Consider the following 25,837-nt stretch of genomic DNA (forward strand, 5'->3'; position numbering starts at 1 on the left):
TGCACAGGCACCAACTTAGTCGTCAAGATTATGTGACACCTGCACGCCATTTCAAACCCGCAAATCTCAATCCCTACGCCATAGCGGCCGATCCGTAACGAATACTTTACAAAAATCGACGATTTTTCCTACGCATAGCGCGACTCACGTGCTGCAACGCCGCATTTCTTGAGGTATTTCTAGGTCCATAGCAGGACATAACAAGAACGAAATCCCCTAGCAGGAGAGCAGCATGAAGCAGACGCAATACGTGGCCCGCGAGCCCGATGCGCAAGGTTTTATCGACTACCCCGCCGAAGAACACGCGGTGTGGAACACGCTGATTACTCGCCAACTGAAAGTGATCGAGGGTCGTGCGTGCCAGGAATACCTGGACGGTATCGAAAAACTCGGTCTGCCCCACGACCGCATTCCGCAACTCGGTGAGATCAACAAGGTCCTCGGTGAAACCACCGGGTGGCAGGTCGCCCGGGTACCCGCACTGATCCCCTTCCAGACCTTTTTCGAATTGCTCGCCAACAAGCAGTTTCCGGTAGCGACGTTTATTCGTACCCGCGAAGAGCTGGATTACCTGCAAGAGCCGGACATTTTCCACGAAATTTTTGGCCACTGCCCGCTGCTGACCAACCCTTGGTTCGCCGAATTCACCCACACCTACGGCAAACTTGGCCTACAGGCTTCCAAGGAAGAACGCGTGTACCTGGCGCGTCTGTATTGGATGACCATCGAGTTTGGCCTGGTTGATACCGCTGAAGGTCTGCGCATTTACGGCGGCGGCATTCTCTCCTCGCCGAAAGAAACCGTTTACTGCCTGTCGGACGAACCTGAGCATCAGGCCTTCGATCCGCTGGAATGCATGCGCACGCCGTACCGCATCGACATCCTGCAACCGCTGTACTTTGCCCTGCCGAACCTGAAGCGCCTGTTCGACCTCGCCCACGAAGACATCATGGGGATGGTCAAGCAAGGCATGCAGCTGGGTTTGCGCGCACCAAAGTTTCCGCCAAAACCAAAAGCTGCGTGATCCGCGACTTTTACGATCAAGTGAGTCTGTCAGGAACCGACGCTTTGCTTTAGCGTGGTGACACTGACGGCCGATTTCCAATCATTCGATTTCAGGAACCCATCATGTCCACATTGAACCAAGCCCACTGCGAAGCCTGCCAAGCCGGCGCTCCTCAGGTCAGCGATGAAGAACTGCCGGTACTGATCAAGCAGATCCCGGACTGGAACATTGAAGTGCGCGACAGCGTGATGCAGCTGGAAAAAGTTTTCCTGTTCAAGAACTTCAAGCACGCGTTGGCGTTCACCAACGCCGTCGGTGAAATCTCCGAGGCGGAAGGTCACCATCCTGGCCTGCTGACCGAGTGGGGAAAAGTCACCGTGACCTGGTGGAGCCACTCCATCAAAGGTCTGCATCGCAACGACTTCATCATGGCCGCGCGCACTGACGAAGTGGCCAAGGACGCCGAGGGCCGCAAATAATGCATTTCGACGCCATCGGTCGAGTACCCGGCGACCCGATTCTCGGCCTGATGGAGGCCTATGCGCAGGACTCCAACCCGCGCAAATTCGACCTCGGCGTGGGCGTCTATAAAGATGCCCAGGGCCTGACACCGATTCCTCAGGCCGTGAAGCTCGCCGAGCAGCGCCTGGTGGATCGTCAGACCACCAAGACTTACATCGGTGGTCACGGCGAACCGGCGTTCGGCAAGGCCATCGTTGAATTGGTGCTGGGTGCCGATTCCCCGCTGATCGCCGAACAACGGACCGGCGCGACGCAAACGCCGGGCGGTACTGGTGCGCTGCGTTTGAGCGCGGACTTCATCGCCCAATGCCTACCGGGCCGTGGCGTGTGGCTGAGCAATCCGACCTGGCCGATCCACGAAACCATCTTCGCGGCGGCCGGGGTCAAGGTCAGTCATTACCCGTACGTCGGCAGCGATAACCGCCTCGACGTCGAAGCGATGCTCGCGGTACTCAATGAAGCGCCGAAGGGCGATGTGGTGCTGCTGCACGCCTGCTGCCATAACCCGACCGGTTTCGATCTGTCCCATGACGACTGGCGCCGGGTGCTGGACGTGGTGCGCAGTCGCGATTTGGTGCCGCTGATCGACTTCGCCTACCAGGGCTTCGGCGATGGCCTGGAACAGGATGCATGGTCGACGCGGTTGTTCACTGCCGCGTTGCCGGAAGTGCTGATCACCAGCTCCTGCTCGAAGAACTTCGGCCTGTACCGCGACCGCACCGGCGCGCTGATTGTCTGCGCAAAAACCGCTGACAAGCTGGTGGATATCCGCAGCCAACTGGCCAACATCGCCCGCAACCTGTGGTCGACACCGCCGGATCACGGCGCTGCTGTGGTAGCAACCATCCTCGGTGATCCAGAGCTGAAAAGCCTCTGGGCCGACGAAGTGGAAGCCATGCGTTTGCGTATCGCTCAACTGCGTAGCGGTTTGGTTGAAGCGCTTGAACCTCATGGTTTGCGCGAGCGCTTTGCGCACATCGGTGTGCAGCGCGGGATGTTTTCCTACACCGGCTTGACGCCGGATCAGGTCAAACAACTGCGTGATCATCACAGCGTTTACATGGTCAACTCAGGCCGGGCCAACGTGGCCGGGATTGATGCGACGCGTCTGGACCTGCTGGCCGAAGCTATCGCTGACGTCTGCAAGTAACCATCAAGCACTGCAAGTCCCCCTGTGGGAGCGAGCCTGCTCGCGAATGCGGAGTGTCAGTCGACATCAACATTGACTGATCCACCGCATTCGCGAGCAGGCTCGCTCCCACATTTGTTTTGTGTCGCCCCCTCTTCCAGACCTGTCTAGACAATCCCATCCGTCGCAACAATTGGATATAAAAGTCTATTTGTCATTTCTTCTGCTGTATCCTCCCCAAGCTTTTTAAAAGCGCGGATCTACCAGATCTATCAACAGACTTTGCGAGGAGCGCGATATGCACGAGATCCCTAATCTCCCCTTCCCAAGCCTGCACGAAACTGAGCAGACGCCCACGCAACAAGCCGGTGCCCAACAGCCCGAGCCGAAAGAAGCCACTGAACGCCGCAAGGCCGACAGCGAAGACTGATTCACCTGCAATGCCAGACCGTGTGGAAAGCGCTAACATGCGCTTTCCACACCGCCTGAACCCCGAGCCCCACACCATGACCGATGACTTCTCCCCTACTTTTGACGAAGCTCAGCAGGCCAGCGTCTTGATCGGCACCACCGAGAAGATGATCGAGATCTGGAATCGCCTTTCCCCGGAGAAACGCGCCGCGCTGCTCGCCCGCTTCGGTACCGAAGAAAACGCCCTGGCCGCCCTGGTCACCACGCACCTGGTCGCTCCCGCCAAACCCTGATTCATCCCCGCCCGGCAAATAGTTTTACTTTTTCCACGACCAGTAGCCGCTCGCGCCGCTATCATAAGCAGCCTATCTATCCTGCTTCCCCGTGGATCTTTACCCATGTCTGAAAACCAGCGCCCCCTGGCGGTCACGCTGCAAGTCGTTTCCATCGTCCTGTTCACCTTCATCGGCTACCTGAATATCGGCATTCCCCTGGCCGTGTTGCCGGGCTACGTCCACAGCGATCTGGGCTTCGGTGCCGTAATCGCCGGCCTGGTGATCAGCGTGCAATACCTGGCCACCCTGCTCAGCCGTCCTTATGCCGGGAAAATCATCGACAACAAGGGCAGCAAACTCGCCGTGATGTACGGCCTCGCCGGCTGTGGGTTGAGCGGCGTGTTCATGCTGATTTCGGCCTGGACCCAGAGCCTGCCGACCTTGAGCCTGATCAGCCTGTTGATCGGCCGGCTGGTGCTCGGCAGCGCGGAAAGCCTGGTGGGCTCCGGTTCGATCGGCTGGGGCATCGGCCGGGTCGGCGCGGCGAATACCGCCAAGGTCATTTCCTGGAACGGCATCGCCAGCTATGGCGCACTGGCGGTCGGCGCACCGCTGGGCGTGCTGCTGGTCAGTCAATTGGGTTTGTGGAGCATGGGCGTGAGCATCGTGTTGCTGGCCGTCCTCGGCCTGGTGCTGGCCTGGCCGAAGACCGCCGCGCCGATTGTGGTCGGTGAGCGTTTGCCGTTCATGCATGTGCTGGGGCGCGTGCTGCCACATGGTTGCGGCTTGGCGCTGGGTTCCATCGGTTTCGGCACTATCGCGACTTTCATCACGTTGTATTACGCCACGCAACACTGGGACAACGCGGTGCTGTGCCTGAGCCTGTTCGGTGCCAGTTTCATCGGTGCGCGGCTGCTGTTCGGCAACCTGATCAACCGCCTCGGCGGCTTTCGCGTGGCGATTGCCTGCCTGTCGGTAGAAACACTGGGACTGTTGCTGCTGTGGCTGGCGCCGGACGCTCATTGGGCATTGGCCGGTGCGGCGCTAAGCGGGTTCGGTTTCTCGCTGGTGTTCCCCGCGCTGGGGGTGGAAGCGGTCAACCTGGTGCCGGCCTCAAGTCGTGGCGCGGCAGTCGGGGCTTATTCGCTGTTCATCGATTTGTCGCTGGGGATCACCGGGCCGCTGGCCGGTGCGATTGCGGCAGGTTTTGGCTTTGCCTCGATCTTCCTGTTCGCTGCGCTCGCCGCGTTGAGCGGTCTGGCACTGAGTGTTTACTTGTACCGGCAGGCGCCGAAGCATCTAAATGAAAAGTACCGGGAAGAGCGCCAAGCCCGCTAGAAATCGACCTTGCCACGCCCGGCCTTGATGCTGCCGCGCTTGGTCTTGGATTCGAGCCGACGCTTCTTCGAACCGAGGGTCGGTTTGGTCGGGCGACGTTTCTTTTCGACCTTGGTGGCGCTGAGGATCAACTCGGTCAGCCGCTCCAGGGCATCTGCGCGATTGGCTTCTTGCGTGCGGTATTGCTGGGCCTTGATGATCAATACGCCTTCGCTGGTGATGCGACTGTCACGCAGCGCCAGCAGCCGCTCCTTGTAGAACTCAGGCAAGGACGAGGCCGGAATATCGAAACGCAGGTGCACCGCGCTGGAGACCTTGTTGACGTTCTGCCCACCGGCGCCCTGGGCGCGGATGGCGGTCAACTCGATCTCGGCATCCGGCAGATGCACGTTGTTGGAAATCACCAGCATGGAAAAGCGTCCGTATTCAGAACGCGCAGGATACCGCGAATCAGATCCCCGGCACGCCAAAGATCCCCTGTGGGAGCGGGCTTGCTCGCTCCCACAGGGGATTTGTGTAAATCCCGAAAACAACAAACCCGGCACATGGCCGGGTTTGTTGTTTCTACGCCCCGCGTTATTTCACTGCGGCCTGCAACGCATGTTGCGCACTGCGCTTGTTCTTGATGCCGTAGCAAACCCACATGAACGCGACCCACACCGGAATCGCATACACCGAGATCTGAATCCCCGGAATCAGCAGCATGACGCCCAGAATGAACACCACGAACGCCAGGCAGATGTAGTTCCCGTACGGGTACCAGAAGGCCTTGAACAGCGGCGTCTGCTTGGTCTTGTTCATGTGCTGGCGGAACTTGAAGTGCGAGAAGCTGATCATCGCCCAGTTGATCACGAGGGTGGCAACCACCAGCGACATCAACAGTTCCAGCGCGTTTTGCGGGATCAGGTAGTTCAGCAATACGGCAATCAATGTCACCGCCGCCGAAGCAAGGATCGAACGCACTGGCACGCCGCGCTTGTCGATCTTCGACAAGGCTTTCGGCGCATCGCCCTGCTCGGCCATGCCCAGCAGCATGCGGCTGTTGCAGTAGGTGCCGCTGTTGTACACCGACAATGCCGCGGTCAAAACCACAAAGTTGAGGATGTGCGCAGCGGTGTCGCTGCCAAGCATGGAGAACACTTGAACGAACGGGCTGCCGCTGTAGGAATCACCCGACGCGTTCAGGGTCGCCAACAGGCTGTCCCATGGCGTCAGCGAAAGCAGGATAACCAACGCACCGATGTAGAAAATCAGGATCCGGTAGATCACCTGGTTGATGGCTTTCGGGATCACGGTTTTCGGCTTGTCGGCTTCCGCTGCGGTGAAACCGAGCATTTCCAGGCCGCCGAAGGAGAACATGATGATCGCCATGGCCATCACCAAACCGCTGACGCCATTCGGGAAGAAGCCGCCGTGGGCCCACAGATTGGTCACCGACGCTTGCGGGCCGCCGTCGCCGCTGACCAGCAGGTAGCTACCCAGCGCAATCATGCCGACAATGGCCACGACCTTGATGATCGCGAACCAGAACTCGGCCTCACCAAAGACTTTGACGTTGGCCAGGTTGATCAAGTTGATCAAGACGAAGAAGCCGGCTGCCGAGACCCAGGTCGGGATGTGTGGCGCCCAGTAGTGGATGTATTTGCCGACCGCGGTCAGCTCCGACATGCCCACCAGAATGTACAGAATCCAGCAGTTCCAGCCCGACAGGAAGCCGGCGAAACCGCCCCAGTATTTATGGGCGAAGTGGCTGAAGGAACCGGCCACCGGCTCTTCGACGATCATTTCGCCGAGCTGGCGCATGATCATGAAAGCGATGAAGCCGCAGATGGCGTAGCCGAGGATCATCGACGGGCCGGCGGATTTCAGGACGCCGGCCGAGCCGAGGAACAGCCCGGTGCCGATCGCGCCACCGAGGGCGATCAGTTGAATATGGCGATTTTTCAGGCCGCGTTTCAGCTCGCCTGAATGCGAGTTTTGTCCACTCATGAAAAGGGTCTCACGCAAGGTTTGATGATGTTCGTTAGACGTTGCTGCTCGGTTGCGATTTCAAGCAGCGCCGATCAAACCCCAGCGAAGGCAAAAGGAGTTCAGCGTTTTTACAACGGTCATGCGTCACCTGTTTGTTTTTATCTGTGACGAAATCGAACCCGACACGCTTGTGGCGCGGCGGAGTGAACAAGGCGGATAGCCTTGAGGTTTGCGCAGATGCGCAGGAGGTCACAGCTAAAACGCGGCGCATTGTACACCTGTAACCCCCTGCTGCCAGACACTGCTGGATCAGCGTGTCATTTGCCGGGATTGCCTGTGTCCGCCTCGAGAGTCTCGAGCGGCTGCAAAAAAAGAGTCAGACCTTTGCGGGTCATCGACGGGAGCGACGGAAAAGTCGCTCCACGGGGAGAGATGGAGATGAGTCACGGCGTACATTGCGCCTCCTTCTTGTTATGCACCTGCACGACAGGCATGGGGCGCATCTCACCCTTCAACCGCGCCTGAAACAAGCGGGCCAGAGCCCTGCGGAAGGGTTAACTGGATGTCAGGCGGAAGGTTTTCCTTACACCCCTTCCGCAAGCGTCAAACCATGGGCTTTGAGGCTTGATTTCGTCAGGATTTCTTTACATGCCGTAACGTAAGTTTGCCGAATCAGATCTGACTGTAGGCTGACTGCAAATTGACGGTAGGACGTTTCCGTAGGGAAAGGTCGAGTTAGTTTTTTGTTTTTTATTAACAAATTGCTTAATTGAAAACAGAATAAAAAATCCAAACAAATCTTATTTGATTATTTTTTTGCAATTTAAAAACCTGTGAACTAGGTTTTCAGCGACTTGCCGAGACGCATCAATCAGCAAGTTGGCGGGTTATTCAATGACTGAAAACGCGCCGCTGCACTTACCGAAAAAGTCATCTAGGAGATTCACAATGCAAGCACTTGAAAAAGACTTGGAAACTGAACTGCAACTGGACGATTGGTTTGAAGCACCGACCCATGAAGCCGCCGTTGAAATGATGCAAGCCGACGCGATTGTTCCATTCGGCACGGCGATGTGGCCTCTGTAAGACATCCCGGCAGGTACGATCCGGCCGGTTGTGCCTGCCACTTTTTCTCGGTTTGTCAGGGAGGACTACATGGATAAGCAACGCGCCATTTCGCATTTCCTTTACTACCTCGAACATCACCCTGCCCTTGCCGGCATCAACCCGGCGAAGGTCTTGCTCGGCTACACGGCTGATTACCAGGCACTGACGGGCGCCATCGCCGAACAGGCCGGTGCCAGCCCACGGTTCAGCTTCAGCGCGATGCGACTGGATCTGGAACCCACGGAATTGCTGGCCCAGGCGATTGCCGACAGCGATCTGTACATTTTCTTCTACGACTCTTCCACCCTGCCCAACCCACGCCCCGACGGCCCGGAATTTGTCCGCGCGCTGCAAGGCGTCATGGCCGAGAACTGGAAGAAGTCGCTGCTGTTCAAGGATTACGGCGATTACTTCTACGACACGTTCAGTGTCACCCCGCAACGCATTGCCGGGTTGAACAGCCACTTGATCCAGCGCATGTCCCATGCCACCACGTTAAGTTTCAAAGATGATCACGGCTCGTGGTTCGAAACACCGTTGAGCAGTATCAAGAAGTGGACCGACATCAACGGTGTCGGCAACTTCGATCTGGCGCCTGGTGAAATTGCCACGCACAGCGAAGCCATTAACGGCAGGGTCAAGTTCATGGGGACTTTTCTCAGCACCATTCCATTTGCCCGCAAATACGGGGTGCTGGAGTCGCCGCTAGAGTTGTGGATCGAGAATTCGACCATCAGCAAAATCGCCACCGATGTGCCGGGGCTGGAACATGACTTCAACAAGTACCTGGAGGCCAATCCATCCAACCGGCGCATCGAGGAGCTGGGGATCGGCACCAATGAAGGCGTTAAAGCGTTGTATGCGCGCAATGCCGGGTTTGAGGAGCGCCATTGCGGGCTGCATCTGGGATTGGGTGGTGGCGCGAAGGGTAGCCATCATCTGGACCTGATCTTCTCCAGCGGCGTGTTGGCGCTGGACGATGAGCCGTTGTTTGATGGGCGGTTTGTCTTTTAATCGCGAAATGGCGGTGTTGCTACTGCCGCCTTCGCGAGCAGGCTCGCTCCCACAGTGGACCGAGACTTCAGGAAGGAATGCGATCTAATGTGGGAGCGAGCCTGCTCGCGAAGAGGCCCGAACAGTCACCACCTTACTTAAAGCCAGACCAAAAAAAACGCCAACCCGAGGGTTGGCGTTTTTTATGTGGCGCTTACCGATTACTCAGGCTTGCGACGACCGAAGCCCGGACGCTGACCTGAACCGGCTGGCGCACCACGGCGTTTACCCGATGGCGCGTCCTTGTCGACCAGGACGATGCCTGGACGCTTCTTCGCCGGTGCCTTGGCCGGGCGCTTGGTGTCGGAAGGACGATCTGCCACTGGCGTACCGCGACTCGAATCACCACGAGCCTCACCACGAGGAGCACCGCGATCGCTACGACCACCGCTCGGCGCACCACGGCCTTCGCCACGCTCGGTGCGACCATTGGCCGGACGCGGCGTGCGTGGACCGCGCTCGCCATCAGCGCGTGGCGCTGCTGGTTTGCGGGCTGGACGCTCGCCTTCGATTTGCGGTTCACGGGAGTCACGCGGCGTAGCAGCGGTCTGGTTACCGATGGCTGGACGCAACGAACGCACGCGCTCGGTCTTGCCCATCGGACGCGACGATTTACGCTGCATGCGGTCGAGCTTGTCTTTGCTCTTGGCGTTCATCTGCGGCATGGCCACTGGGGTCAGGCCGACTTCAGCACTCAGAATGTCGACTTCGTACTGGCTCATTTCGCGCCAGCGGCCCATTGGCAGGTCGGAGTTGAGGAATACCGGACCGAAACGCACGCGCTTCAGACGGCTGACCACCAGGCCCTGGGATTCCCACAGACGACGAACTTCGCGGTTGCGACCTTCCATCACCACGCAGTGGTACCAGTGGTTGAAACCTTCGCCACCTGGCGCCTGCTTGATGTCGGTGAACTTGGCCGGGCCGTCTTCGAGGACGACGCCTGCTTTCAAGCGCTCGATCATCTCGTCATCGACTTCGCCACGTACACGCACCGCGTATTCACGGTCCATCTCATAGGAAGGGTGCATCAGGCGGTTGGCCAACTCACCGTCGGTGGTGAACATCAGCAGGCCGGTGGTGTTGATGTCCAGACGACCGATGTTGATCCAGCGACCTTCTTTCGGGCGCGGCATCTTGTCGAAAACGGTAGGACGGCCTTCCGGATCAAGGCGGGTGCAGATTTCGCCGTCAGGCTTGTTGTACATGATCACGCGGCGTACCGACTCGGCGGCTTCTTCGCGCTTGATCACCTTGCCATCAATGGTGATGGCGTCGTGCATGTCGACGCGCTGCCCAAGGGTGGCGTCTTTGCCATTGACCTTGATGCGGCCGTGGCTGATCCAGGCTTCTACGTCACGGCGCGAGCCGACGCCAATACGGGCGAGGACTTTCTGCAGTTTCTCGCCTGCTGGGCCGATTTCCTGGTCGTCTTTCTGGTCTTTGATACTCATCTGGGCACCTCCCGGTGTGGTCTGTTCAGGCCTGGCCTGAAGAGTTGAAAGCTGGTACTTGGGCGAAGGGATCGCCGAAGGGTCGCGAATCATACGCTCATGGGAGCGTTCGCGCATCAGAGACTAGCTGATCAATGGAGAGTTACCTGGATTTCCGCCGACCGGTGGTACCGAGCTTGATCAATCGCAGCGAGGCTTCGGCGAGGACTGTGCGCTTGTCAGTCTTGTCGAGTTTCTTCCAGGCCTTGATTTCGCGCTTGCTGCGGCCGCAGCCCAGGCAGATGTCGTCGGTGAATTTGCAGACGCTGATGCAGGGGTCTTTGGTTGAGCTCATTAAACACTCCAGACCACACAAACCCCCTGTAGGAGCGAGCCTGCTCGCGAAGAGGGAGTGTCAGTCGACATCATTGTTGCCTTGACCCACCGCTATCGCGAGCAGGCTCACTCCCACAGGGGGATTCGGCGTCCACAAGATCCGGCTCAGTCGTCGAATTCGCGGCGTTCGGCTTCGATTGCTTCGGCCAGGGCGCGGGCCTCGGCTTCTTCGTCGCTCAATTCGGGATCGGGTTTCGGTTGTTCGAGAGCGGCAACAGCGGCCAGGAGCTTTTCTCGCGCTTCGGCTACACCAAGCACGTCATCCTCAAGCTCTTCTTCCGGCTCTTCTTCGACTGTGGCTTCGGGCTCGACCTGAAGTTCAACTTCGATCTCGGGCTCGGGCTCAGGCTGATCCAGCACCTCTTCAGTATCCGTCACCACGCTATCGCGCAGAATGTCGTCGAAGTCGGTCTTGAGCCCCTCCTCCATGGTGTCCAGCTCCAGCAACAACGTGTGGAAACTGGTTTCTTCCTTCGGCTCTTCCGGCTCGGCGCTGGCGTCGGCCAACTCCTGCAGTCCGGCAGGCACCGGCGCGTCGTCGAAATCGAGCACCGGATCAGGCTCAAGCTCGCGCAATTCGGCCAGCGGTGGCAAATCGTCGAGGTTTTTCAAGTTGAAGTGATCGAGAAACGCCTTGGTGGTCGCAAACATTGCCGGCTTACCCGGCACGTCACGGTAACCGACGATGCGGATCCACTCGCGCTCCAGCAAGGTTTTGACAATGTGACTGTTGACCGCCACGCCCCGCACATCTTCGATCTCGCCCCGGGTGATCGGCTGGCGATAGGCGATCAGCGCAATGGTTTCGAGCATGGCACGGGAATAGCGCTGCGGCCGCTCTTCCCATAAACGTCCTACCCACGGCGAAAACTTTTCGCGGATCTGCAAGCGATACCCGGAGGCCACTTCCTTCAGCTCGAAGGCGCGGCCGTCGCAGGACTTGGCGAGAATCGTCAGGGCTTTCTTGAAGACTGGCGGCTCCGGGCGCTCGCCCTCTTCGAAGAGTTCGAACAGGCGTTCAAGCGATTGCGGTTTTCCCGAGGCCAACAGAAAGGCTTCAAGCAATGGCGCCAGCTCGCGGGGTTCAGTCAGGTTCATGATTCAACTCGTTATTCGGCTCGGGCCCGCACGTGGATCGCTGCGAACGGCTCATTCTGCACCAGCTCGACCAAGGATTCCTTGACCAGTTCGAGAATCGCCATAAAGGTTACCACCACCCCCAGACGTCCTTCTTCAGCGGTGAACAGCTCGGCAAAGGGCACGAAACCGCCGCCCTTGAGGCGCTCCAACACATCACTCATGCGTTCGCGCGTGGACAGCGCCTCGCGGCTGACCTGGTGACTTTCGAACATGTCGCCACGGCGCAACACTTCTGCCATGGACAACAACAGCTCTGAAAGACGCACGTCTGGCAACAGCTTGCGTGCCCGGGCTTCCGGGGCGTCGAGTTTGGGGACGACCACGTCCCGCCCCACACGGCTCAGGCCATCGATGCCTTCGGCTGCGGCCTTGAAGCGTTCGTACTCTTGCAAGCGGCGGATCAGTTCAGCGCGGGGGTCGTCTTCTTCGGCTTCGATCGTTTCGGCACGCGGCAGCAGCATCCGCGATTTGATCTCGGCCAGCATCGCGGCCATGACCAGGTACTCGGCGGCCAGTTCCAGACGCACCGATTGCATCAACTCGACATAGCCCATGTACTGACGGGTGATTTCCGCCACCGGGATGTCGAGGATATTGATGTTCTGCTTGCGGATCAGGTACAGCAGCAGGTCGAGGGGGCCTTCGAAGGCTTCGAGAAAGACTTCAAGCGCATCCGGGGGAATGTACAGGTCCAGCGGCATTTCCATGACCGCCTGGCCATAGACCATCGCGAAGGGCAGCTCTTGCTGGGCTCCGGCCTGACTGTCGACAACGGGTTCTACTGCAGACATCTACGCCTCGGCCATGAACGGCGTCGGGTCGCCGCAACCAACGCGGATCACTTCCGGCTCGCCGTCGGCGAGGTTGATCACGGTGGACGCCTTGATCCCGCCGAAACCGCCATCGATGATCAGGTCGACCTGATGCTCGAGTATCTGGCGCATTTCGTAAGGATCGGTCATCGGGTCGGTTTCGCCAGGCAGGATCAGGGTCACGCTCATCAGCGGCTCACCGAGCTCCTCAAGTAGCGCCAGGGCTATCGGATGGCTAGGCACGCGCAGGCCGATGGTGCGTTTTTTCGGGTGCAGCAACAGCCGTGGGACTTCGCGGGTGGCATTGAGAATGAAAGTGTACGGTCCCGGCAGGTGGGCCTTGAGCAAGCGGAAAAGGCCGGTGTCAATCTTGGCGAACAGGCCCAGTTGCGACAGATCGCTGCAAATCAGCGCGAAATTGTGCTTGTCGTCCAGCCCGCGCAAACGGCGCACGCGCTCCACGGCATTCTTGTCGCCGATCTGGCAACCAATGGCGTAGGACGAGTCTGTGGGATAAATCACCACCCCGCCGCTGCGGATGATCTCGACAGCCTGTTTGATCAGGCGCGCTTGCGGGTTTTCCGGATGAATCTGGAAAAATTGACTCACATTCTCTACCTGTTCAGACGGCGGCAATAATTGGGTCATGTTTGAATCGACACCACAGTGGCGGCAGATCCTCCGGGAGCGGGCGGTACTCACCGATCTCGGACCAGCCTCCAGGGCCATGAAAATCACTGCCGGCGCTGACCAGCAGACCGAACTCACGGGCGAGAATCGCCAGGCTGCCCACTTGCTCGGCGGGCTGATGGCCATTGACCACTTCGATCGCGTGGCCCCCTGCTTGAATATAGTCGGCAATCAGCCGGCGACGTTTGCTGCGAGTGAAATCGTAGTGCCACGGATGCGCCAGGCTGACCCAGGCTTTGGCGGCGCGCAGGGTTTCGACCGTGTCTTCCAGGGTCGGCCAGTGTTGCTTGACGTCCCCCAGCTTGCCGGCGCCCAGCCATTTGCGGAACGCTTCGGCGCGATCCTTGACGAAACCTTCACGCACCATCCAGTCGGCGAAATGCGGGCGGGCCGGCGCGTTGCCGCTGTCGCCCAGTTCCTGCTGGATGGCCCGAGCCCCTTCGAGCGCGCCCGGCATGCCTTTAAGCGCCAACTTGCGGCTAATTTCTTCGGACCGTAACCAGCGGCCATCGTGCAATTTTGCGATGGCCTCGACCAACGGTGCGGCGTTGACGTCGAAACCATAGCCCAGCACATGAATGGTCGCGCCGCCCCAGGTGCAGGACAATTCGACGCCATTGACCAGTTGCATCCCCAGCGCAGTCGCAGTGCTGCGGGCCTCATCGAGGCCTTCGAGGGTGTCGTGATCGGTCAGGGCCAGGACTCGCACGCCTTTCTCGAACGCACGCGCAACCAGTACTGCAGGCGCGAGAGCGCCATCGGAGGCCGTGCTATGGCAGTGCAAATCAACATTCACAGGACTTTTTTACCTCAAATCAGCTGGCGCTATCGCGCGCCCATATGTTTGTTATTATGCCGCCACATCCTGCTTCTGGCTGCCACTGTGAAACAATTCATCGATTTCATCCCGCTTCTGCTGTTTTTCATCGTCTTCAAAATCGACCCACGGGTCGTCGACATTGCCGGCCACGAGGTCACTGTAGGCGGTATCTACAGCGCCACCGCCATGCTGATCATCAGCTCCCTGGTGGTTTACGGTGCGCTCTTCATCAAGCAGCGCAAGCTGGAGAAGAGCCAGTGGCTGACCCTCATCGCCTGCCTGGTCTTCGGTAGCCTGACCCTGGCGTTCCACAGCGAGACCTTCCTGAAATGGAAAGCCCCGGTGGTGAACTGGCTGTTCGCCCTGGCGTTCATTGGCAGCCACTTCATCGGCGACCAATTGCTGATCAAGCGCATCATGGGCCACGCACTGACCCTGCCGGACCAGGTCTGGACGCGCCTGAACATCGCCTGGATCGGTTTTTTCCTGTTTTGCGGTGCCGCCAACCTGTTCGTCGCGTTCACGTTCCAGAGCTACTGGGTCGACTTCAAAGTCTTCGGCAGCCTGGGCATGACGTTGCTGTTCCTGGTCGCTCAGGGCATTTACCTGTCCCGCCACCTGCACGACGCCGATACCACAACGCCAAAAACCGAGGACTGACATGCTTTACGCAATCATTGCCACAGACGTCGCCAACTCCCTGGAAGCCCGCCTGGCCGTACGGCCTGCACACCTTGAGCGCCTGCAAGTGCTCAAAGGTGAAGGTCGCATCGTTTTGGCCGGCCCACATCCGGCGGTCGACAGCAATGATCCGGGCGCTGCGGGTTTCACCGGCAGCCTGATCGTCGCCGAATTCGATTCCCTGAGCGCCGCCCAGGCTTGGGCCGACGCCGATCCGTATATCGCTGCAGGCGTCTACGCCAACGTTTCGGTCAAGCCGTTCAAGCAAGTCCTTCCGTAATATCCCTCCAGCGCGATGAATCTTATCGGTTCATCGCGCTCTCAACGCTCATTATTCTCGTTTACCGGCCGACAACCTGCCCAATACTCGTATTGGAATCAGGAGTGGCGATGCGCAAAGGTCCGTTGTGTCTGATGTTGGTGACGTTGTCGATTGTGGCCCCCGCCCACGGTGAAGAAAGCGCCGAGGGCGGCAGCTCGACGCCGCTGTCGCTGAGCGCCGGCAGCCAGATCACCGAGTTGCAACAGCGCTTGAAGGTAAGCGAACAGCAACGAGAAGTACTGAGCAAACAACTGCAAAATACCGATGGCGAAGGCGAAAGTGCCCAGCTGAGCCGGTTGCGCCAAGAGAATCAGCGCCTCAAGCTGCAGCTCAAGGAAGCCCAGGCCAGCAGCCCGCTGCCGCGTCTATTGACCGATCAGCAACAGTGGTTCGTCATCGGCGCCGCAGTAGCGCTATTGGCGCTGCTCTGCGGTATCTTCGCCAGTGGTGCCACCAGAAAACGTAGGCAATGGCTAAATTGAGTGAGTCATGAGCGAGCTGTTATTAATTGATGATGACCAGGAGCTGTGTGAGCTCCTGAGCAGTTGGCTAAGCCAGGAAGGCTTCCAGGTCCGCGCCTGCCACGACGGTCAGAGCGCCCGTCGTGCACTGGCTGAAACATCGCCGGCAGCCGTGGTACTGGACGTGATGCTGCCTGACGGCAGCGGCCTGGAATTGCTCAAGCAATTGCGCAGCGACCACCCGGACTTGCCGGTGCTGATGCTTTCGGCCCGCGGCGAGCCGCTGGACCGCATCCTCGGCCTGGAACTCGGCGCCGACGATTACCTGGCCAAACCGTGCGACCCACGGGAACTGACAGCCCGCCTGCGCGCCGTGTTGCGCCGCAGTCATCCGGCTGCAGTCTCCAGTCAGCTGGAACTGGGCGACCTGAGTTTCAGTCCGGTGCGTGGCGTGGTCAGCATCGATGAACAGGAATTCACCCTCACCGTCTCCGAAAGCCGTTTGCTCGAAGCCCTGCTCAAGCAACCCGGCGAGCCGCTGGACAAACAGGAACTGGCGCAAATCGCCCTCGGCCGCAAACTGACGCTGTACGACCGCAGCCTGGACATGCACGTCAGCAACCTGCGCAAAAAAATCGGCCCGCACCCCGACGGCCGCCCGCGCATCGTGGCCCTGCGCAGCCGCGGCTACTACTACAGCCTGTAAGTTTTGTCAGGTCGGCGAGAAATCGTCTTTACCCAAGCTTTACGCTCCGCTGACCGCCGCTGACCTTGATCTCCGTAATCTGTACTCATCCGGAACGTACCGGGAACGAGACAAGGAGATTCACCATGCGCAAGACTCTTATCGCTCTGATGTTCGCTGCCGCCCTGCCGACCGTTGCCATGGCCATGCCTGAAGGTGCCGGCCCGATGGGTGGCCCGATGGACGGCTCACGCCATGGCGGTCAGATGCACGGTATGCACGGCAAAGGCCCGTACAGCCAGCTGGACCTGAGCCGCGAACAGCGCGAACAGATCCGCAAAATCATGGGCGAGCAGATGCATGAGCGTAAGCAAGTGGTCGACAAGTACCTGGAAAAACTCTCGCCAGCCGACCAGAAGGCCATGAAAGATGAAATGGCGGCCAACCACAAGAAAGCTGAAGCCGACGTGCGTGCCTTGCTGAAACCGGGTCAACAGAAGCAATTCGACGAGATCCAGAAAAAACAGGCTGAGCGTCGCGCCGAATGGGCCGAGTTCAAGGCCTGGAAAGCGCAACAGCCGCAAAAGGCGCAATAATGCGTTAACCCCGGACCCGACGGCTAACACCGTTGGGTCTGATGCCACTCAGTCTAATGTGGGAGCGAGCTTGCTCGCGATGGCGGTCTTTCAGTTACGTTGATGCTGAATGTGCTGACGCTATCGCGAGCAAGCTCGCTCCCACACTGGTTTGTGTTTGTTTGAGGATTTTCTGTGCGCTCATTGTTCTGGCGTATTCTGGCCAGCTTCTGGTTGGCCATCGCTCTGGTTGCAGGGCTCTCCATTCTGCTGGGGCACATGCTCAACCAGGACGCGTGGATTCTCAGTCGCCATCCCGGCCTCAATACCTTGGCCGAACAGTGGACCCAAACCTACGAATCACAGGGTGAAGACGCGGCCCAGGACATTCTGGAACAGCGCAAGCGCCAGTATCACATCGACGTTCAAGTGCTCAATGAGAGCGGCGATCCGGTAGTGCGCGGCACCTTCCCACGTCGGGCGGCGGCCTTCGAAGCGCGACAGAACAACGACGACCGTCGCCTGCCATGGCGCCGGCTGACCGATGAGTACACCAGCGCAAAAACCGGCGACACCTACCTGCTGATCTACCGCATTCCGCACCCTGAACTGGACGCCTGGCACCGCGAAAGCCTGCTCTGGCCGTTGAGTGCGCTGGGTATTGCGCTGGTGGTGCTGACCTTGTTCAGTCTGTTCGTGACGATGTCCATTACTCGCCCACTCAACCGCTTACGCGGCGCGGTGCATGATCTGGGGCAAACCACCTACCAACAAAACAGCCTGGTGAAACTGGCCAACCGCCGCGATGAGTTCGGCGTGCTGGCCAACGACTTCAACCGCATGGGCGCGCGTCTGCAAAGTTTGATCGGCAGTCAGCGGCAGTTGCTGCGGGATGTGTCCCATGAACTGCGTTCACCACTTGCCCGGCTGCGCATTGCGCTGGCACTGGCCGAGCGAGCCAACCCTGAAGAACGGCAAAAACTCTGGCCGCGCCTCACTCGGGAGTGCGACCGACTGGAAGCACTGATCAGCGAAATCCTGGTTCTGGCGCGGGTCGATGCCGACAACGCCAGCGCTGAAGAAGTTGATCTCAATGCGCTGCTCAACACTCTGCAAAAGGATGCTCAACTGGGTTCACCGGAACAGAACGTGCGCCTTGAGGCCGAGCCGCAGCTGAACCTCAAAGGCTGGCCGACGATGATCGAGCGCGCCGTCGACAACCTGCTGCGCAATGCTCAGCGGTTCAACCCGGTGGGGCAATCGATTGAAATGCAGGCGGTGCGTCAGGGTGAGCGGATTGTGGTCAGTGTGCGTGACCATGGGCCGGGCGTAGAGGCTGCGCATTTGAGCCAGTTGGGCGAGCCGTTCTACCGGGCGCCGGGGCAGACGGCGGCCGGGCATGGTTTGGGATTGGCGATTGCGCGCCGTGCGGCAGAGCGTCACGGTGGGAGTCTGGTGTTGGCTAATCACCCGCAGGGAGGGTTTATCGCCAGTCTCGAATTGCCGTTGGTGCCTGGGGCTGTGGTGCAGCTCTGAAATCCACCCCTCACCCCAACCCTCTCCCCACGGGGGAGAGGGGGAAAGGGAGCAGATCGGGGCGTTTCATATCCTGAGTTCGACCTGATTTTTCAGGTCGATGCAGCTCCAAGAACACCTCGATCAGTTCCCTCTACCCTCTGGGGAGAGGGTTAGGGTGAGGGGGGGGATCCTAATGATTCACACCGTACTCATGAACAACAAGCCTTAGCCCTTGGAAGGCCAGGCGCTGACAAATTCAGCCAGATCGACTTTCTCCGCCACGCGCGGCTCTTTCTGCGGCGTGCCGAGGTAAAGAAACGCGATCACCTCTTCCCCTTCCGCCAAACCCAACCCCTTGGCCACATGCGCCGAATACGCCAGTTCACCCGTGCGCCACACCGCGCCAATCCCTTGCGCATAAGCCGCCAGCAAAATCCCGTGAGCCGCACAGCCCGCCGCCAGCAGTTGTTCGGACTTCGGATATTTAACGTGATCCTGCAACCGCGCGATCACCACAACCACCAGTGGCGCGCGCAGTGGACCATTACGCGCCTTGTCCAGCGCCGCCTCGGACACCTCACTGTCCTGCAGCTTCGCTGCTTCGGCCAGCAACTCGCCCATTTGCTCCCGCGCCGCGCCTTCGACTGTCAGGAAGCGCCAAGGCTGCAAATGGCCGTGGTCCGGCGCACGCATCGCAGCAGAAAACAGCACTTCGCGCTGTTCTGCGGTGGGTGCCGGTTCGAGCAGTCGTGGAACGGAAACACGGTTGAGCAAAGCGTCGAGAGCCTGCATCGGCCACCTCCTGAAAAATATGTGCGGCTATTCTAGCTTCAACTGCAGTGGAGGTGCCGGTTTACATGCCCTGCCCCGCAGGTAGAATGGCGGCCTTCCCTTCTTCAGCCCGAGCGGACTTCATGGCGTTGCCGACCTTACGGATCATTGGTTTCATCATCGGCATCTTCCTGATCACATTGGCCATCGCCATGGTCGTGCCCATGGCCACACTGGTAATTTTCGACCGCACCAGCGACCTGCCATCGTTCCTCTGGGCCAGCATGATCACCTTCGTCGCCGGCCTGGCCCTGGTCATCCCCGGTCGTCCCGAACACATACACCTGCGCCCGCGAGACATGTACTTGCTGACCGTCAGCAGCTGGGTGGTGGTGTGCATCTTCGCTGCGCTGCCATTTCTGCTGACCCAGCGCATCAGCTACACCGACTCGTTCTTCGAAAGCATGTCCGGCATCACCGCCACCGGTGCGACGGTGCTCACGGGCCTGGACAACATGTCTCCCGGCATCCTGATGTGGCGCTCATTGCTGCACTGGATCGGTGGCATCGGTTTTATCGGCATGGCGGTAGCGATTCTGCCACTGCTGCGCATCGGTGGCATGCGGCTGTTTCAGACCGAGTCGTCGGACCGTTCCGAAAAAGTCATGCCCCGTTCGCACATGGTGGCGCGTTTGATCGTTGCGGCCTACGTCGGCATCACCATTATCGGCAGCCTGGCGTTCTGGTGGGCGGGGATGAGCCCGTTCGATGCGATCAACCACGCGATGTCAGCGATTTCCACCGGCGGTTTCTCAACGTCCGACCAGTCTCTGGCCAAGTGGCCGGAGCCTGCAGTGCATTGGGTCGCGATCGTCATCATGATTCTTGGTGCCCTGCCGTTCACCCTGTATGTAGCGACCTTGCGCGGTAACCGCAAAGCACTGATCAAGGATGAACAGGTTCAGGGGCTGCTCGGCATGTTGCTGGTGACCTGGCTGGTGCTCGGCACCTGGTATTGGTGGACCACCCAGCTGCATTGGCTGGAAGCCCTGCGACATGTAGCGCTGAACGTGACCTCGGTGGTAACGACTACAGGCTTCGCGTTGGGGGACTACAGCCTCTGGGGCAATTTCTCGCTGATGCTGTTCTTCTATCTGGGCTTTATCGGCGGCTGCTCAGGCTCAACCGCTGGAGGGATCAAGATTTTCCGCTTCCAGGTCGCGTACATCCTGCTCAAGGCCAACCTTAACCAGCTGATTCACCCGCGCGCGGTGATCAAGCAGAAGTACAACGGTCACCGCCTCGACGAAGAGATCGTGCGTTCGATTCTGACCTTTTCCTTCTTCTTCGCCATCACCATCTGCGTGATCGCGCTGCTGTTGTCGCTGCTCGGCGTGGACTGGATGACCGCCCTCACCGGCGCGGCCGCCACGGTGTCCGGTGTCGGTCCGGGACTGGGCGAGACGATTGGCCCGGCGGGCAACTTTGCCACCCTGCCGGACGCCGCCAAGTGGATTCTCTCGTTCGGCATGCTACTGGGCCGACTCGAAATCATTACGGTGTTTGTTCTGTGTATTCCGGCGTTCTGGCGTCACTGACAGGCGCAGGCGCTTCCATCAGTCGCATCCGGTACTCGCCGGGGGTGGCATCGAACCAGCGTCGGAAGGCGCGGAAGAAGTTACTCGGATCGGCGAACCCCAGCAGGTAGGCAATTTCCAGCAGGGTCATGGTTGGCTGCGCCAGGTATTGCTCGGCCAGTTCACGCCGGGTGTCGTCCAGCAACGTCTGAAAACTCGTGCCCTCTTCCTGCAAGCGTCGCTGCAAGGTGCGTTGCGACAGATGCAGCGTCTGCGCCACGGTATCGCGCTTGGGTTCGCCCTGGGGCAGCAAACGGCACAGCACCTGCCGCGCCTTGTGGGTCACGCGACTCTCGGAAAACCGCGCCAGGTATTCACCGGCAAACCGGTCATGCAACAACGCCATCGCCTCGTTGGCGGTTGGCAGCGGTGCCTCCATGTCAGCGCGCTCGAAGATCAAGGCGTCATAAGGCGCGTTGAACACCAAAGGCGCATGAAAGGCTTGTTTATAGGGTTCGAGATCGGCGGGCTGATCGCCCTGCACCAGCACTTTGCGCGGCTGCAGGGTGCGCCCGGTCAACCAGCCGCACAGCGCCAGGGCACAGGCCAGTGACGCTTCGGCACTCTGCCGGGTCGGTGGCAGGTGGTCGCCGTGGACCGTCAGAATCAGCGCGTAGCCTTCCTCCAACAACCGAAAACTCAGGTCGGCACTTTCCGCAATGATCCGCTGATAGCGCACCAGCCGTTGAAAGCCTTCAGCCAGGGTCTGGCTGGACATCAAGGCGTAGCCCGCCACATGGAAAGAGGCCGGTCGCACCACCTTGCCCATGTTCAGGCCAATCGCCGGGTTGCCGGACAGCTCAACCGCGCGTTGCCACAGTCGTGTCATGGAATCTTGCGGGAAGCGCGCGTCCGGATCATCCAGTGCCGCGTAGTCGAGCCCTAGCTGTTTGAACAGAACCCGGCAATCCAGGCCGTCCATCTCCAGTGCTTTGACAATCCCCATCGTCCAGCTTGCAGAAGTCGTTCGTTCGCTCATGTCGTCCACTTACATGATGAGCCGCATGCTACGGCCAATGTCCGAAGGATACTAAAGTGGCGCCTATTGTCACTGGCTGATGCCAATGATCACTCTAGACTCAAATAAGCTACCCGCAGAACAACTTGCAGTCAGAACAATAACCACAGAGATCGCAGTCGTGGAAAACATCAAACGTTTCAACAGCTTCGCTGATTTCTACCCGTATTACCTCAGCGAACACAGCAACAGTACCTGCCGACGATTGCACTTTATCGGCACGACGCTGGTTATTTTCATCCTGGCCCTGACCATCGGTAAAGGCGCCTGGCTGCTGTTATGGGCCCTTCCGCTGGCGGGTTACAGCTTCGCCTGGGCCGGGCATTTCTTCTTCGAGAGGAATCGTCCTGCGACCTTTCAACATCCGTTTTACAGCCTGCTCGGCGATTTCGTCATGTACCGAGACATGATTCTGGGTCGCGTGCCGTTCTAGGCGCAATGAACCACAGGAGGACAGCCGATGAATGCCAACGCCCGTTTCACCCACATGCAGGACGGCACGCAGGAAGACTGGGCGATCATCGCTGCTGACTTCAGTGCCTATGCGAGGCAATTGCCGACACGGATTGTGGCGCACCTGACATTACTGGAGGGTGACTTTGGCGGCTTCCCGGTGGATCGTCTGACCCATTCCCTGCAAACCGCCAGCCGTGCCTGGCGTGATGGCCGCGATGAAGAATACGTAGTCTGCGCGCTGCTTCACGACATCGGCGACACCTTGGGTTCCTACAACCACCCGGACATCGCTGCGGCAATCCTCAAGCCGTTCGTCAGCGCCGAGAACCTGTGGATGGTCGAGAAGCACGGAATTTTCCAGGGGTATTACTTCTTCCATCATCTAGGGATGGACCGGCATTTGCGCGAGCAATTCAGCGGGCATCCGCAGTATCAGGCGACCATTGAGTTCTGTGCCAAATATGACGCAGCGGCGTTCGATCCAGCGTATGACACGCTGCCGCTGAGCTTCTTTGAACCGATGATGGAACGGTTGTTTGCTCAGCCGAAGCATTCAATTTACAAGGCGGCGATGGAAAAACATGCGCCAGCTTAAGCTGGCTCCGCGACCTTGACGGCTTTCAACTCGGCCTCCCGCGCCTGGGCATCCGCCAATCGATACAACTCGATCGATCCGTCCCAATGCTCGATCAGCGCAGTGCACGACTCCACCCAATCTCCGCAATTGAGGTAATCCACCCCGCCGACCTTGCGAATCTCGGCATGGTGAATGTGCCCGCACACCACGCCGTGCAACTCGCGCTTGACGCACTCGTGAGCGATGGCTTCTTCGAAATCGCTGATGAAGCTGACCGCGGTTTTGACCTTGTGCTTGAGGTACGCCGACAGCGACCAGTAACCGTAGCCATAGCGTGCGCGCCAATGGTTGAGCCAGCGGTTGAGGGTCAGGGTGAATTCGTAGGCCGAGTCGCCGAGAAAGGCCAGCCAGCGGTGATAGCGGGTGATCACGTCAAACTGATCGCCGTGGATCACCAACAAATGTCGGCCATCGGCGGTCACGTGCACCGCCTCGTCCACTAATTGGATATTGCCCAGAATCAGCTTCGAATAGCGGCGCAGGAATTCGTCGTGGTTGCCGGTGACGTAGATCACCTCGGTACCGCGCTTGCTCATGGTCAGCAAGCGGCGGATCACATTGGTGTGCGCCTGAGGCCAGTACATGCCGCCGCGCAGCTTCCAGCCATCGATGATGTCGCCGACCAGGTAGATCTTGTCCGCGTGGTAGCCCTTGAGAAACTGCGACAGGTGTTCGGCCTGGCAATCCCGGGTGCCCAGATGCACGTCGGAAATCCACAAGGTCCGCACACGTTGCTTACGACTGGGTTTGGCGAGCTCGGCGCTGGTCATGGGCAACCCTCTGCAAAAGTTTTTGCAACTTTGCGCCGGTCGGGTTAATTGCCCATGACAGTGGCGAGTCAGTCCTGTGACAGCGCCCCAAGATTGCCCTCGGTGTAGACTGGCAGCCTTGCCCGGGAGACCTGCGATGAGACCGATCCTCACGCTACGCCAATACACTCATGACCTGATCGTCCACAGCCACGACCATGCGCAGCTGGTGTTCGGGCTGTCGGGTGCGCTGGATTTCGAGGTCGACGGGCGTGGCAGCCAGGTGGTCCAGCAGAGTTTCGTGGTGGTGCCGTCCGGTTTCCATCACGCCTGCGGTAGCGCCAATGGCAGCCGTTGCCTGGTGCTGGATGTGCCCAGCGACCAATGGGTTTCTCAGTCCCTGGGTGATCACGCCGAAGCCAGTCGTCGCTTGCTCGACAACGCCGGTCGCCTGTCGCTGGATGCCGGGCAAAGCCAATTGGTCAGTTGGCTGGCGGGGAGTCAGGTCAGCGATCCACTGATCGCGCAACAAGGCGCGGTGTTATTGCTGGCCAGCCTCAACAACGCCAAACCCGAGATCGTCGGCGGTCGGCGCCTGCCTTATGCGGCGCTGAATGCGCACATCGATCAGTACGCAGCCTATCCACTTCAAGTCGCCGATCTGGCGCGCGTCGCCGGTCTGTCCAGCGCTCGGCTGCACGCGCGGTTCGTTGCTGAATGCGGGCAGACGCCGATGGATTACATCCGCAGTCGACGTTTGCACATGGCCGTGGGCTTGTTGCGGGATTCGGCGCTACCGATCGGCGAGATTGCCAGTCGGGTCGGTTACAGTTCGCAGAGCGCCTTCGCGGCGGCGGTGTTGCGGGAGTTCGGTGCCTCACCCGGCAAATTGCGGCGCGAGGTTGGCGACAAAAGGCAATAGTTTGCCGACAGACATAACTGGGGGTTTCACGGTTCAATGCAGGAGCTGCCAAACGCTGCTCCTACATCTTTGTTCGCTTGTTGTTAAGGATTGCAATGACTCCCCGTACCGCCCTTGGCGCCCTGCATATCGGCGCACTGATGTTCGGCTTGACCGGTGTGTTCGGCAAACTTGCTGCGGCTTCCCCCGCCATTATCGTTTTTGGTCGTGCCGCGTTCGCTGTGCTGGCGTTAGCCGTTTTTGCGCGGTTCGCCAGCACTACTCGCTGGCAGAAACTCGAGGCGGTGGACTGGCGCCGACTGTTGCTCAGCGGCTTACTGCTGGCCGGACACTGGGTGAGTTTTTTCATTGCAGTGAAGGTCGCAGGCGTGGCAATCGCGACCCTGGGTTTCGCCAGCTTCCCGGCGTTTACCGTGATCCTTGAAGGGTTGATCTTCCGCGAGCGAATTCGCGCCAACGAAATCCTGCTGGTGGTGCTGGTCAGTGTCGGGCTGGTGCTGGTCACCCCTGATTTCGATCTGGCCAGCGGCGCCACAATGGGTCTGCTGTGGGCGGTGGGCTCAGGTTTGCTGTTCTCTCTGCTATCGCTGACCAACCGCGCCAGCTCCGGGCGAATCCCGGCGGTGCAGGCTGCGCTGTGTCAGAACGTGGTGGTCGCGTTGTGCCTGTTGCCGGTGGCGGCACCGCAGTTGAGCGAAGTGCGCGCCATCGACTGGTTGTGGATCGGATTGCTCGGGGTGTTCTGCACTGGCGTCGCTCACAGTCTTTTTGTCGCCAGCCTGGCAGTGATCAAGGCGCGAACCGCGGCCGTGGTTTTCGCCCTGGAGCCGGTTTACGGCATCACCATGGCCTGGCTGCTGTTCGATGAAAATCCGACACTGCGCATGCTGCTCGGTGGCGCGTTGATCATCGTGGCGATCGTGGTCTCCAGCCGACTCTCGGGCGGCTCAAGCAAGAAGACCGTTGCGGCAGAAGCCGCCTCTCACTGAGTACGGTCGTTGTGCCCCAGATCGCGGTCCGGATCAATTTGATCGCGGACCCGCTGCTTCAGCGCTTTGGCCTCCGGAAAACCGCCATCAGCCTTGCGCTCCCAGATCTGAACGTCGTCACAGAAAATGTGAAACACCCCACCGGTGCCAGGCACCAGCGACACTTTGCCGAGGTCGTCGCCAAACGTGCTGAGCAGTTCCTGGGCCAGCCAGGCAGCACGCAACAGCCACTGGCATTGCGTGCAATACGTGATGATGATTTCCGGTTTGCGTGCAGTCATGATCGGCGAAACTCCTGAACAAGAGGGCGCCG

31 protein-coding genes are annotated in these 25,837 nt (G+C 59.4%); 19 read left to right on the forward strand and 12 right to left on the reverse strand.

The genetic code is table 11. From position 1 onward, the window contains the following. The first annotated feature begins 232 nt into the window (after positions 1–232). The 6 genes from phhA (at position 233) to ACA056_RS21110 (ending at position 4,681) form a co-directional block, all read left to right on the forward strand. Entirely contained in the window at positions 233–1,024 is a 792-nt protein-coding gene (phhA, locus tag ACA056_RS21085; RefSeq protein ID WP_497267479.1) for a phenylalanine 4-monooxygenase, read from the forward strand. Between the two features lie 104 nt (positions 1,025–1,128). After that, complete coding sequence (locus tag ACA056_RS21090) at positions 1,129–1,485, forward strand: 4a-hydroxytetrahydrobiopterin dehydratase (protein ID WP_129442142.1); 357 nt, start codon at positions 1,129–1,131, stop codon at positions 1,483–1,485. Then, a complete protein-coding gene (locus tag ACA056_RS21095) occupies positions 1,485–2,678 on the forward strand; it encodes an amino acid aminotransferase (RefSeq protein WP_497267481.1) in 1,194 nt (397 codons plus the stop codon). The genes ACA056_RS21090 and ACA056_RS21095 overlap by 1 nt, the downstream gene beginning before the upstream one ends. Before the next feature lie 277 nt (positions 2,679–2,955). Further along, positions 2,956–3,087: a hypothetical protein gene (locus ACA056_RS21100; RefSeq protein ID WP_008156098.1), complete on the forward strand. Its 132-nt coding sequence runs from the start codon at positions 2,956–2,958 to the stop codon at positions 3,085–3,087. A 37-nt stretch (positions 3,088–3,124) separates the two neighbouring features. Then, entirely contained in the window at positions 3,125–3,361 is a 237-nt protein-coding gene (locus ACA056_RS21105) for a hypothetical protein (RefSeq protein WP_497267483.1), read from the forward strand. A gap of 105 nt (positions 3,362–3,466) precedes the next feature. After that, on the forward strand, positions 3,467–4,681 hold the full coding sequence (locus ACA056_RS21110; RefSeq protein WP_497267485.1) for an MFS transporter: 1,215 nt from the start codon (positions 3,467–3,469) through the stop codon (positions 4,679–4,681). Here the strand turns inward: ACA056_RS21110 and arfB are convergent. Together arfB and ACA056_RS21120 are read right to left on the reverse strand one after the other, a co-directional pair. Beyond that, a complete protein-coding gene (gene arfB, locus ACA056_RS21115) occupies positions 4,678–5,091 on the reverse strand; it encodes an alternative ribosome rescue aminoacyl-tRNA hydrolase ArfB (protein WP_008010994.1) in 414 nt (137 codons plus the stop codon). The two genes, ACA056_RS21110 and arfB, sit on opposite strands and share 4 nt — an antisense overlap. 166 nt (positions 5,092–5,257) lie before the next feature. Beyond that, positions 5,258–6,670 (reverse strand): amino acid permease, encoded by a 1,413-nt coding sequence (locus ACA056_RS21120; protein ID WP_497267487.1) that lies wholly within the window; start codon positions 6,668–6,670, stop codon positions 5,258–5,260. Positions 6,671–7,600: 930 nt separating this feature from the next. Between ACA056_RS21120 and ACA056_RS21125 the strand changes: the two genes are divergently transcribed. Together ACA056_RS21125 and ACA056_RS21130 are read left to right on the forward strand one after the other, a co-directional pair. Then, positions 7,601–7,738, forward strand: coding sequence for a hypothetical protein (locus ACA056_RS21125; RefSeq protein ID WP_497267489.1), 138 nt, complete (start codon positions 7,601–7,603; stop codon positions 7,736–7,738). 69 nt (positions 7,739–7,807) lie between these two features. Further along, the gene (locus tag ACA056_RS21130) at positions 7,808–8,773 is read left to right on the forward strand and encodes a M29 family metallopeptidase (protein WP_497267491.1); all 966 of its coding nucleotides are present in this window, start codon (positions 7,808–7,810) and stop codon (positions 8,771–8,773) included. A gap of 200 nt (positions 8,774–8,973) precedes the next feature. Here the strand turns inward: ACA056_RS21130 and rluB are convergent, their stop codons facing one another. The 6 genes from rluB to ACA056_RS21160 form a co-directional block, all read right to left on the reverse strand. Further along, positions 8,974–10,266, reverse strand: a complete 1,293-nt coding sequence (gene rluB / locus ACA056_RS21135; RefSeq protein WP_497267493.1) for a 23S rRNA pseudouridine(2605) synthase RluB — start codon at positions 10,264–10,266, stop codon at positions 8,974–8,976. A gap of 142 nt (positions 10,267–10,408) precedes the next feature. Then, complete coding sequence (locus tag ACA056_RS21140; RefSeq protein WP_497267495.1) at positions 10,409–10,600, reverse strand: DUF1289 domain-containing protein; 192 nt, start codon at positions 10,598–10,600, stop codon at positions 10,409–10,411. 146 nt (positions 10,601–10,746) lie between these two features. Beyond that, on the reverse strand, positions 10,747–11,739 hold the full coding sequence (gene scpB / locus ACA056_RS21145; RefSeq protein ID WP_497267497.1) for an SMC-Scp complex subunit ScpB: 993 nt from the start codon (positions 11,737–11,739) through the stop codon (positions 10,747–10,749). Between the two features lie 11 nt (positions 11,740–11,750). Further along, entirely contained in the window at positions 11,751–12,572 is an 822-nt protein-coding gene (locus tag ACA056_RS21150; RefSeq protein ID WP_008156118.1) for a segregation and condensation protein A, read from the reverse strand. Further along, positions 12,573–13,202 carry an L-threonylcarbamoyladenylate synthase gene (locus ACA056_RS21155; RefSeq protein ID WP_348132717.1) on the reverse strand — a complete coding sequence of 210 codons (630 nt, stop codon included), beginning with the start codon at positions 13,200–13,202 and terminating at the stop codon, positions 12,573–12,575. Between the two features lie 13 nt (positions 13,203–13,215). Further along, positions 13,216–14,079, reverse strand: a complete 864-nt coding sequence (locus ACA056_RS21160; protein WP_046046431.1) for a PHP domain-containing protein — start codon at positions 14,077–14,079, stop codon at positions 13,216–13,218. Between the two features lie 87 nt (positions 14,080–14,166). Here ACA056_RS21160 and ACA056_RS21165 point away from each other — a divergent pair, with 87 nt between their 5' ends. From ACA056_RS21165 to ACA056_RS21190, 6 genes are all read left to right on the forward strand, one after another. Beyond that, positions 14,167–14,763, forward strand: a complete 597-nt coding sequence (locus tag ACA056_RS21165) for a septation protein A (protein ID WP_497267500.1) — start codon at positions 14,167–14,169, stop codon at positions 14,761–14,763. A 1-nt stretch (position 14,764) separates the two neighbouring features. Next, the gene (locus ACA056_RS21170; RefSeq protein WP_497267502.1) at positions 14,765–15,064 is read left to right on the forward strand and encodes a YciI family protein; all 300 of its coding nucleotides are present in this window, start codon (positions 14,765–14,767) and stop codon (positions 15,062–15,064) included. A gap of 110 nt (positions 15,065–15,174) precedes the next feature. After that, entirely contained in the window at positions 15,175–15,588 is a 414-nt protein-coding gene (locus ACA056_RS21175) for an SH3 domain-containing protein (RefSeq protein WP_497267504.1), read from the forward strand. A gap of 7 nt (positions 15,589–15,595) precedes the next feature. Further along, positions 15,596–16,273 (forward strand): response regulator transcription factor, encoded by a 678-nt coding sequence (locus ACA056_RS21180; protein ID WP_497267506.1) that lies wholly within the window; start codon positions 15,596–15,598, stop codon positions 16,271–16,273. 125 nt (positions 16,274–16,398) lie between these two features. Continuing rightward, positions 16,399–16,848, forward strand: a complete 450-nt coding sequence (locus ACA056_RS21185) for an LTXXQ domain protein (protein ID WP_497267508.1) — start codon at positions 16,399–16,401, stop codon at positions 16,846–16,848. Between the two features lie 174 nt (positions 16,849–17,022). Continuing rightward, on the forward strand, positions 17,023–18,363 hold the full coding sequence (locus ACA056_RS21190; RefSeq protein ID WP_497267510.1) for a sensor histidine kinase: 1,341 nt from the start codon (positions 17,023–17,025) through the stop codon (positions 18,361–18,363). A 207-nt stretch (positions 18,364–18,570) separates the two neighbouring features. Here ACA056_RS21190 and ACA056_RS21195 read toward each other — a convergent pair whose 3' ends face one another. After that, positions 18,571–19,137, reverse strand: coding sequence for an NAD(P)H nitroreductase (locus tag ACA056_RS21195; protein WP_497267512.1), 567 nt, complete (start codon positions 19,135–19,137; stop codon positions 18,571–18,573). Positions 19,138–19,259: 122 nt separating this feature from the next. Between ACA056_RS21195 and ACA056_RS21200 the strand changes: the two genes are divergently transcribed. Next, the gene (locus ACA056_RS21200) at positions 19,260–20,714 is read left to right on the forward strand and encodes a TrkH family potassium uptake protein (protein ID WP_497267514.1); all 1,455 of its coding nucleotides are present in this window, start codon (positions 19,260–19,262) and stop codon (positions 20,712–20,714) included. Here ACA056_RS21200 and ACA056_RS21205 read toward each other — a convergent pair. Then, a complete protein-coding gene (locus tag ACA056_RS21205; protein ID WP_497267516.1) occupies positions 20,671–21,732 on the reverse strand; it encodes an AraC family transcriptional regulator in 1,062 nt (353 codons plus the stop codon). The genes ACA056_RS21200 and ACA056_RS21205 overlap by 44 nt on opposite strands. Before the next feature lie 160 nt (positions 21,733–21,892). Here ACA056_RS21205 and ACA056_RS21210 point away from each other — a divergent pair, with 160 nt between their 5' ends. Both ACA056_RS21210 and ACA056_RS21215 read left to right on the forward strand, forming a co-directional pair. Then, a complete protein-coding gene (locus ACA056_RS21210) occupies positions 21,893–22,204 on the forward strand; it encodes an Mpo1-like protein (protein WP_497267518.1) in 312 nt (103 codons plus the stop codon). A 27-nt stretch (positions 22,205–22,231) separates the two neighbouring features. After that, positions 22,232–22,822 (forward strand): HD domain-containing protein, encoded by a 591-nt coding sequence (locus ACA056_RS21215; protein ID WP_497267520.1) that lies wholly within the window; start codon positions 22,232–22,234, stop codon positions 22,820–22,822. Here the strand turns inward: ACA056_RS21215 and ACA056_RS21220 are convergent. Continuing rightward, a complete protein-coding gene (locus ACA056_RS21220; RefSeq protein ID WP_201201647.1) occupies positions 22,819–23,634 on the reverse strand; it encodes a UDP-2,3-diacylglucosamine diphosphatase in 816 nt (271 codons plus the stop codon). The two genes, ACA056_RS21215 and ACA056_RS21220, sit on opposite strands and share 4 nt — an antisense overlap. 136 nt (positions 23,635–23,770) lie before the next feature. Here ACA056_RS21220 and ACA056_RS21225 point away from each other — a divergent pair, with 136 nt between their 5' ends. After that, the gene (locus ACA056_RS21225) at positions 23,771–24,535 is read left to right on the forward strand and encodes a helix-turn-helix transcriptional regulator (protein WP_497267522.1); all 765 of its coding nucleotides are present in this window, start codon (positions 23,771–23,773) and stop codon (positions 24,533–24,535) included. 95 nt (positions 24,536–24,630) lie between these two features. Beyond that, a complete protein-coding gene (locus ACA056_RS21230; protein WP_497267523.1) occupies positions 24,631–25,524 on the forward strand; it encodes a DMT family transporter in 894 nt (297 codons plus the stop codon). On the opposite strand, the gene ACA056_RS21235 is transcribed toward ACA056_RS21230, so the two are convergent. Then, positions 25,518–25,805 carry an Rdx family protein gene (locus ACA056_RS21235; RefSeq protein ID WP_497267524.1) on the reverse strand — a complete coding sequence of 96 codons (288 nt, stop codon included), beginning with the start codon at positions 25,803–25,805 and terminating at the stop codon, positions 25,518–25,520. The genes ACA056_RS21230 and ACA056_RS21235 overlap by 7 nt on opposite strands. Positions 25,806–25,837: the final 32 nt, after the last annotated feature.

It is taken from the genome of Pseudomonas sp. LBUM1666 (assembly GCF_059695775.1).

What these genes read in the sequence shown, in the direction of transcription:
- phhA (WP_497267479.1), top strand. Translation starts at nt 233, where the DNA reads ATGAAGCAGACGCAATACGTGGCCCGCGAGCCCGATGCGCAAGGTTTT.
- ACA056_RS21090 (WP_129442142.1), top strand. Translation starts at nt 1,129, where the DNA reads ATGTCCACATTGAACCAAGCCCACTGCGAAGCCTGCCAAGCCGGCGCT.
- ACA056_RS21095 (WP_497267481.1), top strand. Translation starts at nt 1,485, where the DNA reads ATGCATTTCGACGCCATCGGTCGAGTACCCGGCGACCCGATTCTCGGC.
- ACA056_RS21100 (WP_008156098.1), top strand. Translation starts at nt 2,956, where the DNA reads ATGCACGAGATCCCTAATCTCCCCTTCCCAAGCCTGCACGAAACTGAG.
- ACA056_RS21105 (WP_497267483.1), top strand. Translation starts at nt 3,125, where the DNA reads ATGCGCTTTCCACACCGCCTGAACCCCGAGCCCCACACCATGACCGAT.
- ACA056_RS21110 (WP_497267485.1), top strand. Translation starts at nt 3,467, where the DNA reads ATGTCTGAAAACCAGCGCCCCCTGGCGGTCACGCTGCAAGTCGTTTCC.
- arfB (WP_008010994.1), bottom strand. Translation starts at nt 5,091, where the DNA reads ATGCTGGTGATTTCCAACAACGTGCATCTGCCGGATGCCGAGATCGAG.
- ACA056_RS21120 (WP_497267487.1), bottom strand. Translation starts at nt 6,670, where the DNA reads ATGAGTGGACAAAACTCGCATTCAGGCGAGCTGAAACGCGGCCTGAAA.
- ACA056_RS21125 (WP_497267489.1), top strand. Translation starts at nt 7,601, where the DNA reads ATGCAAGCACTTGAAAAAGACTTGGAAACTGAACTGCAACTGGACGAT.
- ACA056_RS21130 (WP_497267491.1), top strand. Translation starts at nt 7,808, where the DNA reads ATGGATAAGCAACGCGCCATTTCGCATTTCCTTTACTACCTCGAACAT.
- rluB (WP_497267493.1), bottom strand. Translation starts at nt 10,266, where the DNA reads ATGAGTATCAAAGACCAGAAAGACGACCAGGAAATCGGCCCAGCAGGC.
- ACA056_RS21140 (WP_497267495.1), bottom strand. Translation starts at nt 10,600, where the DNA reads ATGAGCTCAACCAAAGACCCCTGCATCAGCGTCTGCAAATTCACCGAC.
- scpB (WP_497267497.1), bottom strand. Translation starts at nt 11,739, where the DNA reads ATGAACCTGACTGAACCCCGCGAGCTGGCGCCATTGCTTGAAGCCTTT.
- ACA056_RS21150 (WP_008156118.1), bottom strand. Translation starts at nt 12,572, where the DNA reads ATGTCTGCAGTAGAACCCGTTGTCGACAGTCAGGCCGGAGCCCAGCAA.
- ACA056_RS21170 (WP_497267502.1), top strand. Translation starts at nt 14,765, where the DNA reads ATGCTTTACGCAATCATTGCCACAGACGTCGCCAACTCCCTGGAAGCC.
- ACA056_RS21175 (WP_497267504.1), top strand. Translation starts at nt 15,175, where the DNA reads ATGCGCAAAGGTCCGTTGTGTCTGATGTTGGTGACGTTGTCGATTGTG.
- ACA056_RS21180 (WP_497267506.1), top strand. Translation starts at nt 15,596, where the DNA reads ATGAGCGAGCTGTTATTAATTGATGATGACCAGGAGCTGTGTGAGCTC.
- ACA056_RS21185 (WP_497267508.1), top strand. Translation starts at nt 16,399, where the DNA reads ATGCGCAAGACTCTTATCGCTCTGATGTTCGCTGCCGCCCTGCCGACC.
- ACA056_RS21195 (WP_497267512.1), bottom strand. Translation starts at nt 19,137, where the DNA reads ATGCAGGCTCTCGACGCTTTGCTCAACCGTGTTTCCGTTCCACGACTG.
- ACA056_RS21200 (WP_497267514.1), top strand. Translation starts at nt 19,260, where the DNA reads ATGGCGTTGCCGACCTTACGGATCATTGGTTTCATCATCGGCATCTTC.
- ACA056_RS21205 (WP_497267516.1), bottom strand. Translation starts at nt 21,732, where the DNA reads ATGAGCGAACGAACGACTTCTGCAAGCTGGACGATGGGGATTGTCAAA.
- ACA056_RS21215 (WP_497267520.1), top strand. Translation starts at nt 22,232, where the DNA reads ATGAATGCCAACGCCCGTTTCACCCACATGCAGGACGGCACGCAGGAA.
- ACA056_RS21220 (WP_201201647.1), bottom strand. Translation starts at nt 23,634, where the DNA reads ATGACCAGCGCCGAGCTCGCCAAACCCAGTCGTAAGCAACGTGTGCGG.
- ACA056_RS21225 (WP_497267522.1), top strand. Translation starts at nt 23,771, where the DNA reads ATGAGACCGATCCTCACGCTACGCCAATACACTCATGACCTGATCGTC.
- ACA056_RS21230 (WP_497267523.1), top strand. Translation starts at nt 24,631, where the DNA reads ATGACTCCCCGTACCGCCCTTGGCGCCCTGCATATCGGCGCACTGATG.
- ACA056_RS21235 (WP_497267524.1), bottom strand. Translation starts at nt 25,805, where the DNA reads ATGACTGCACGCAAACCGGAAATCATCATCACGTATTGCACGCAATGC.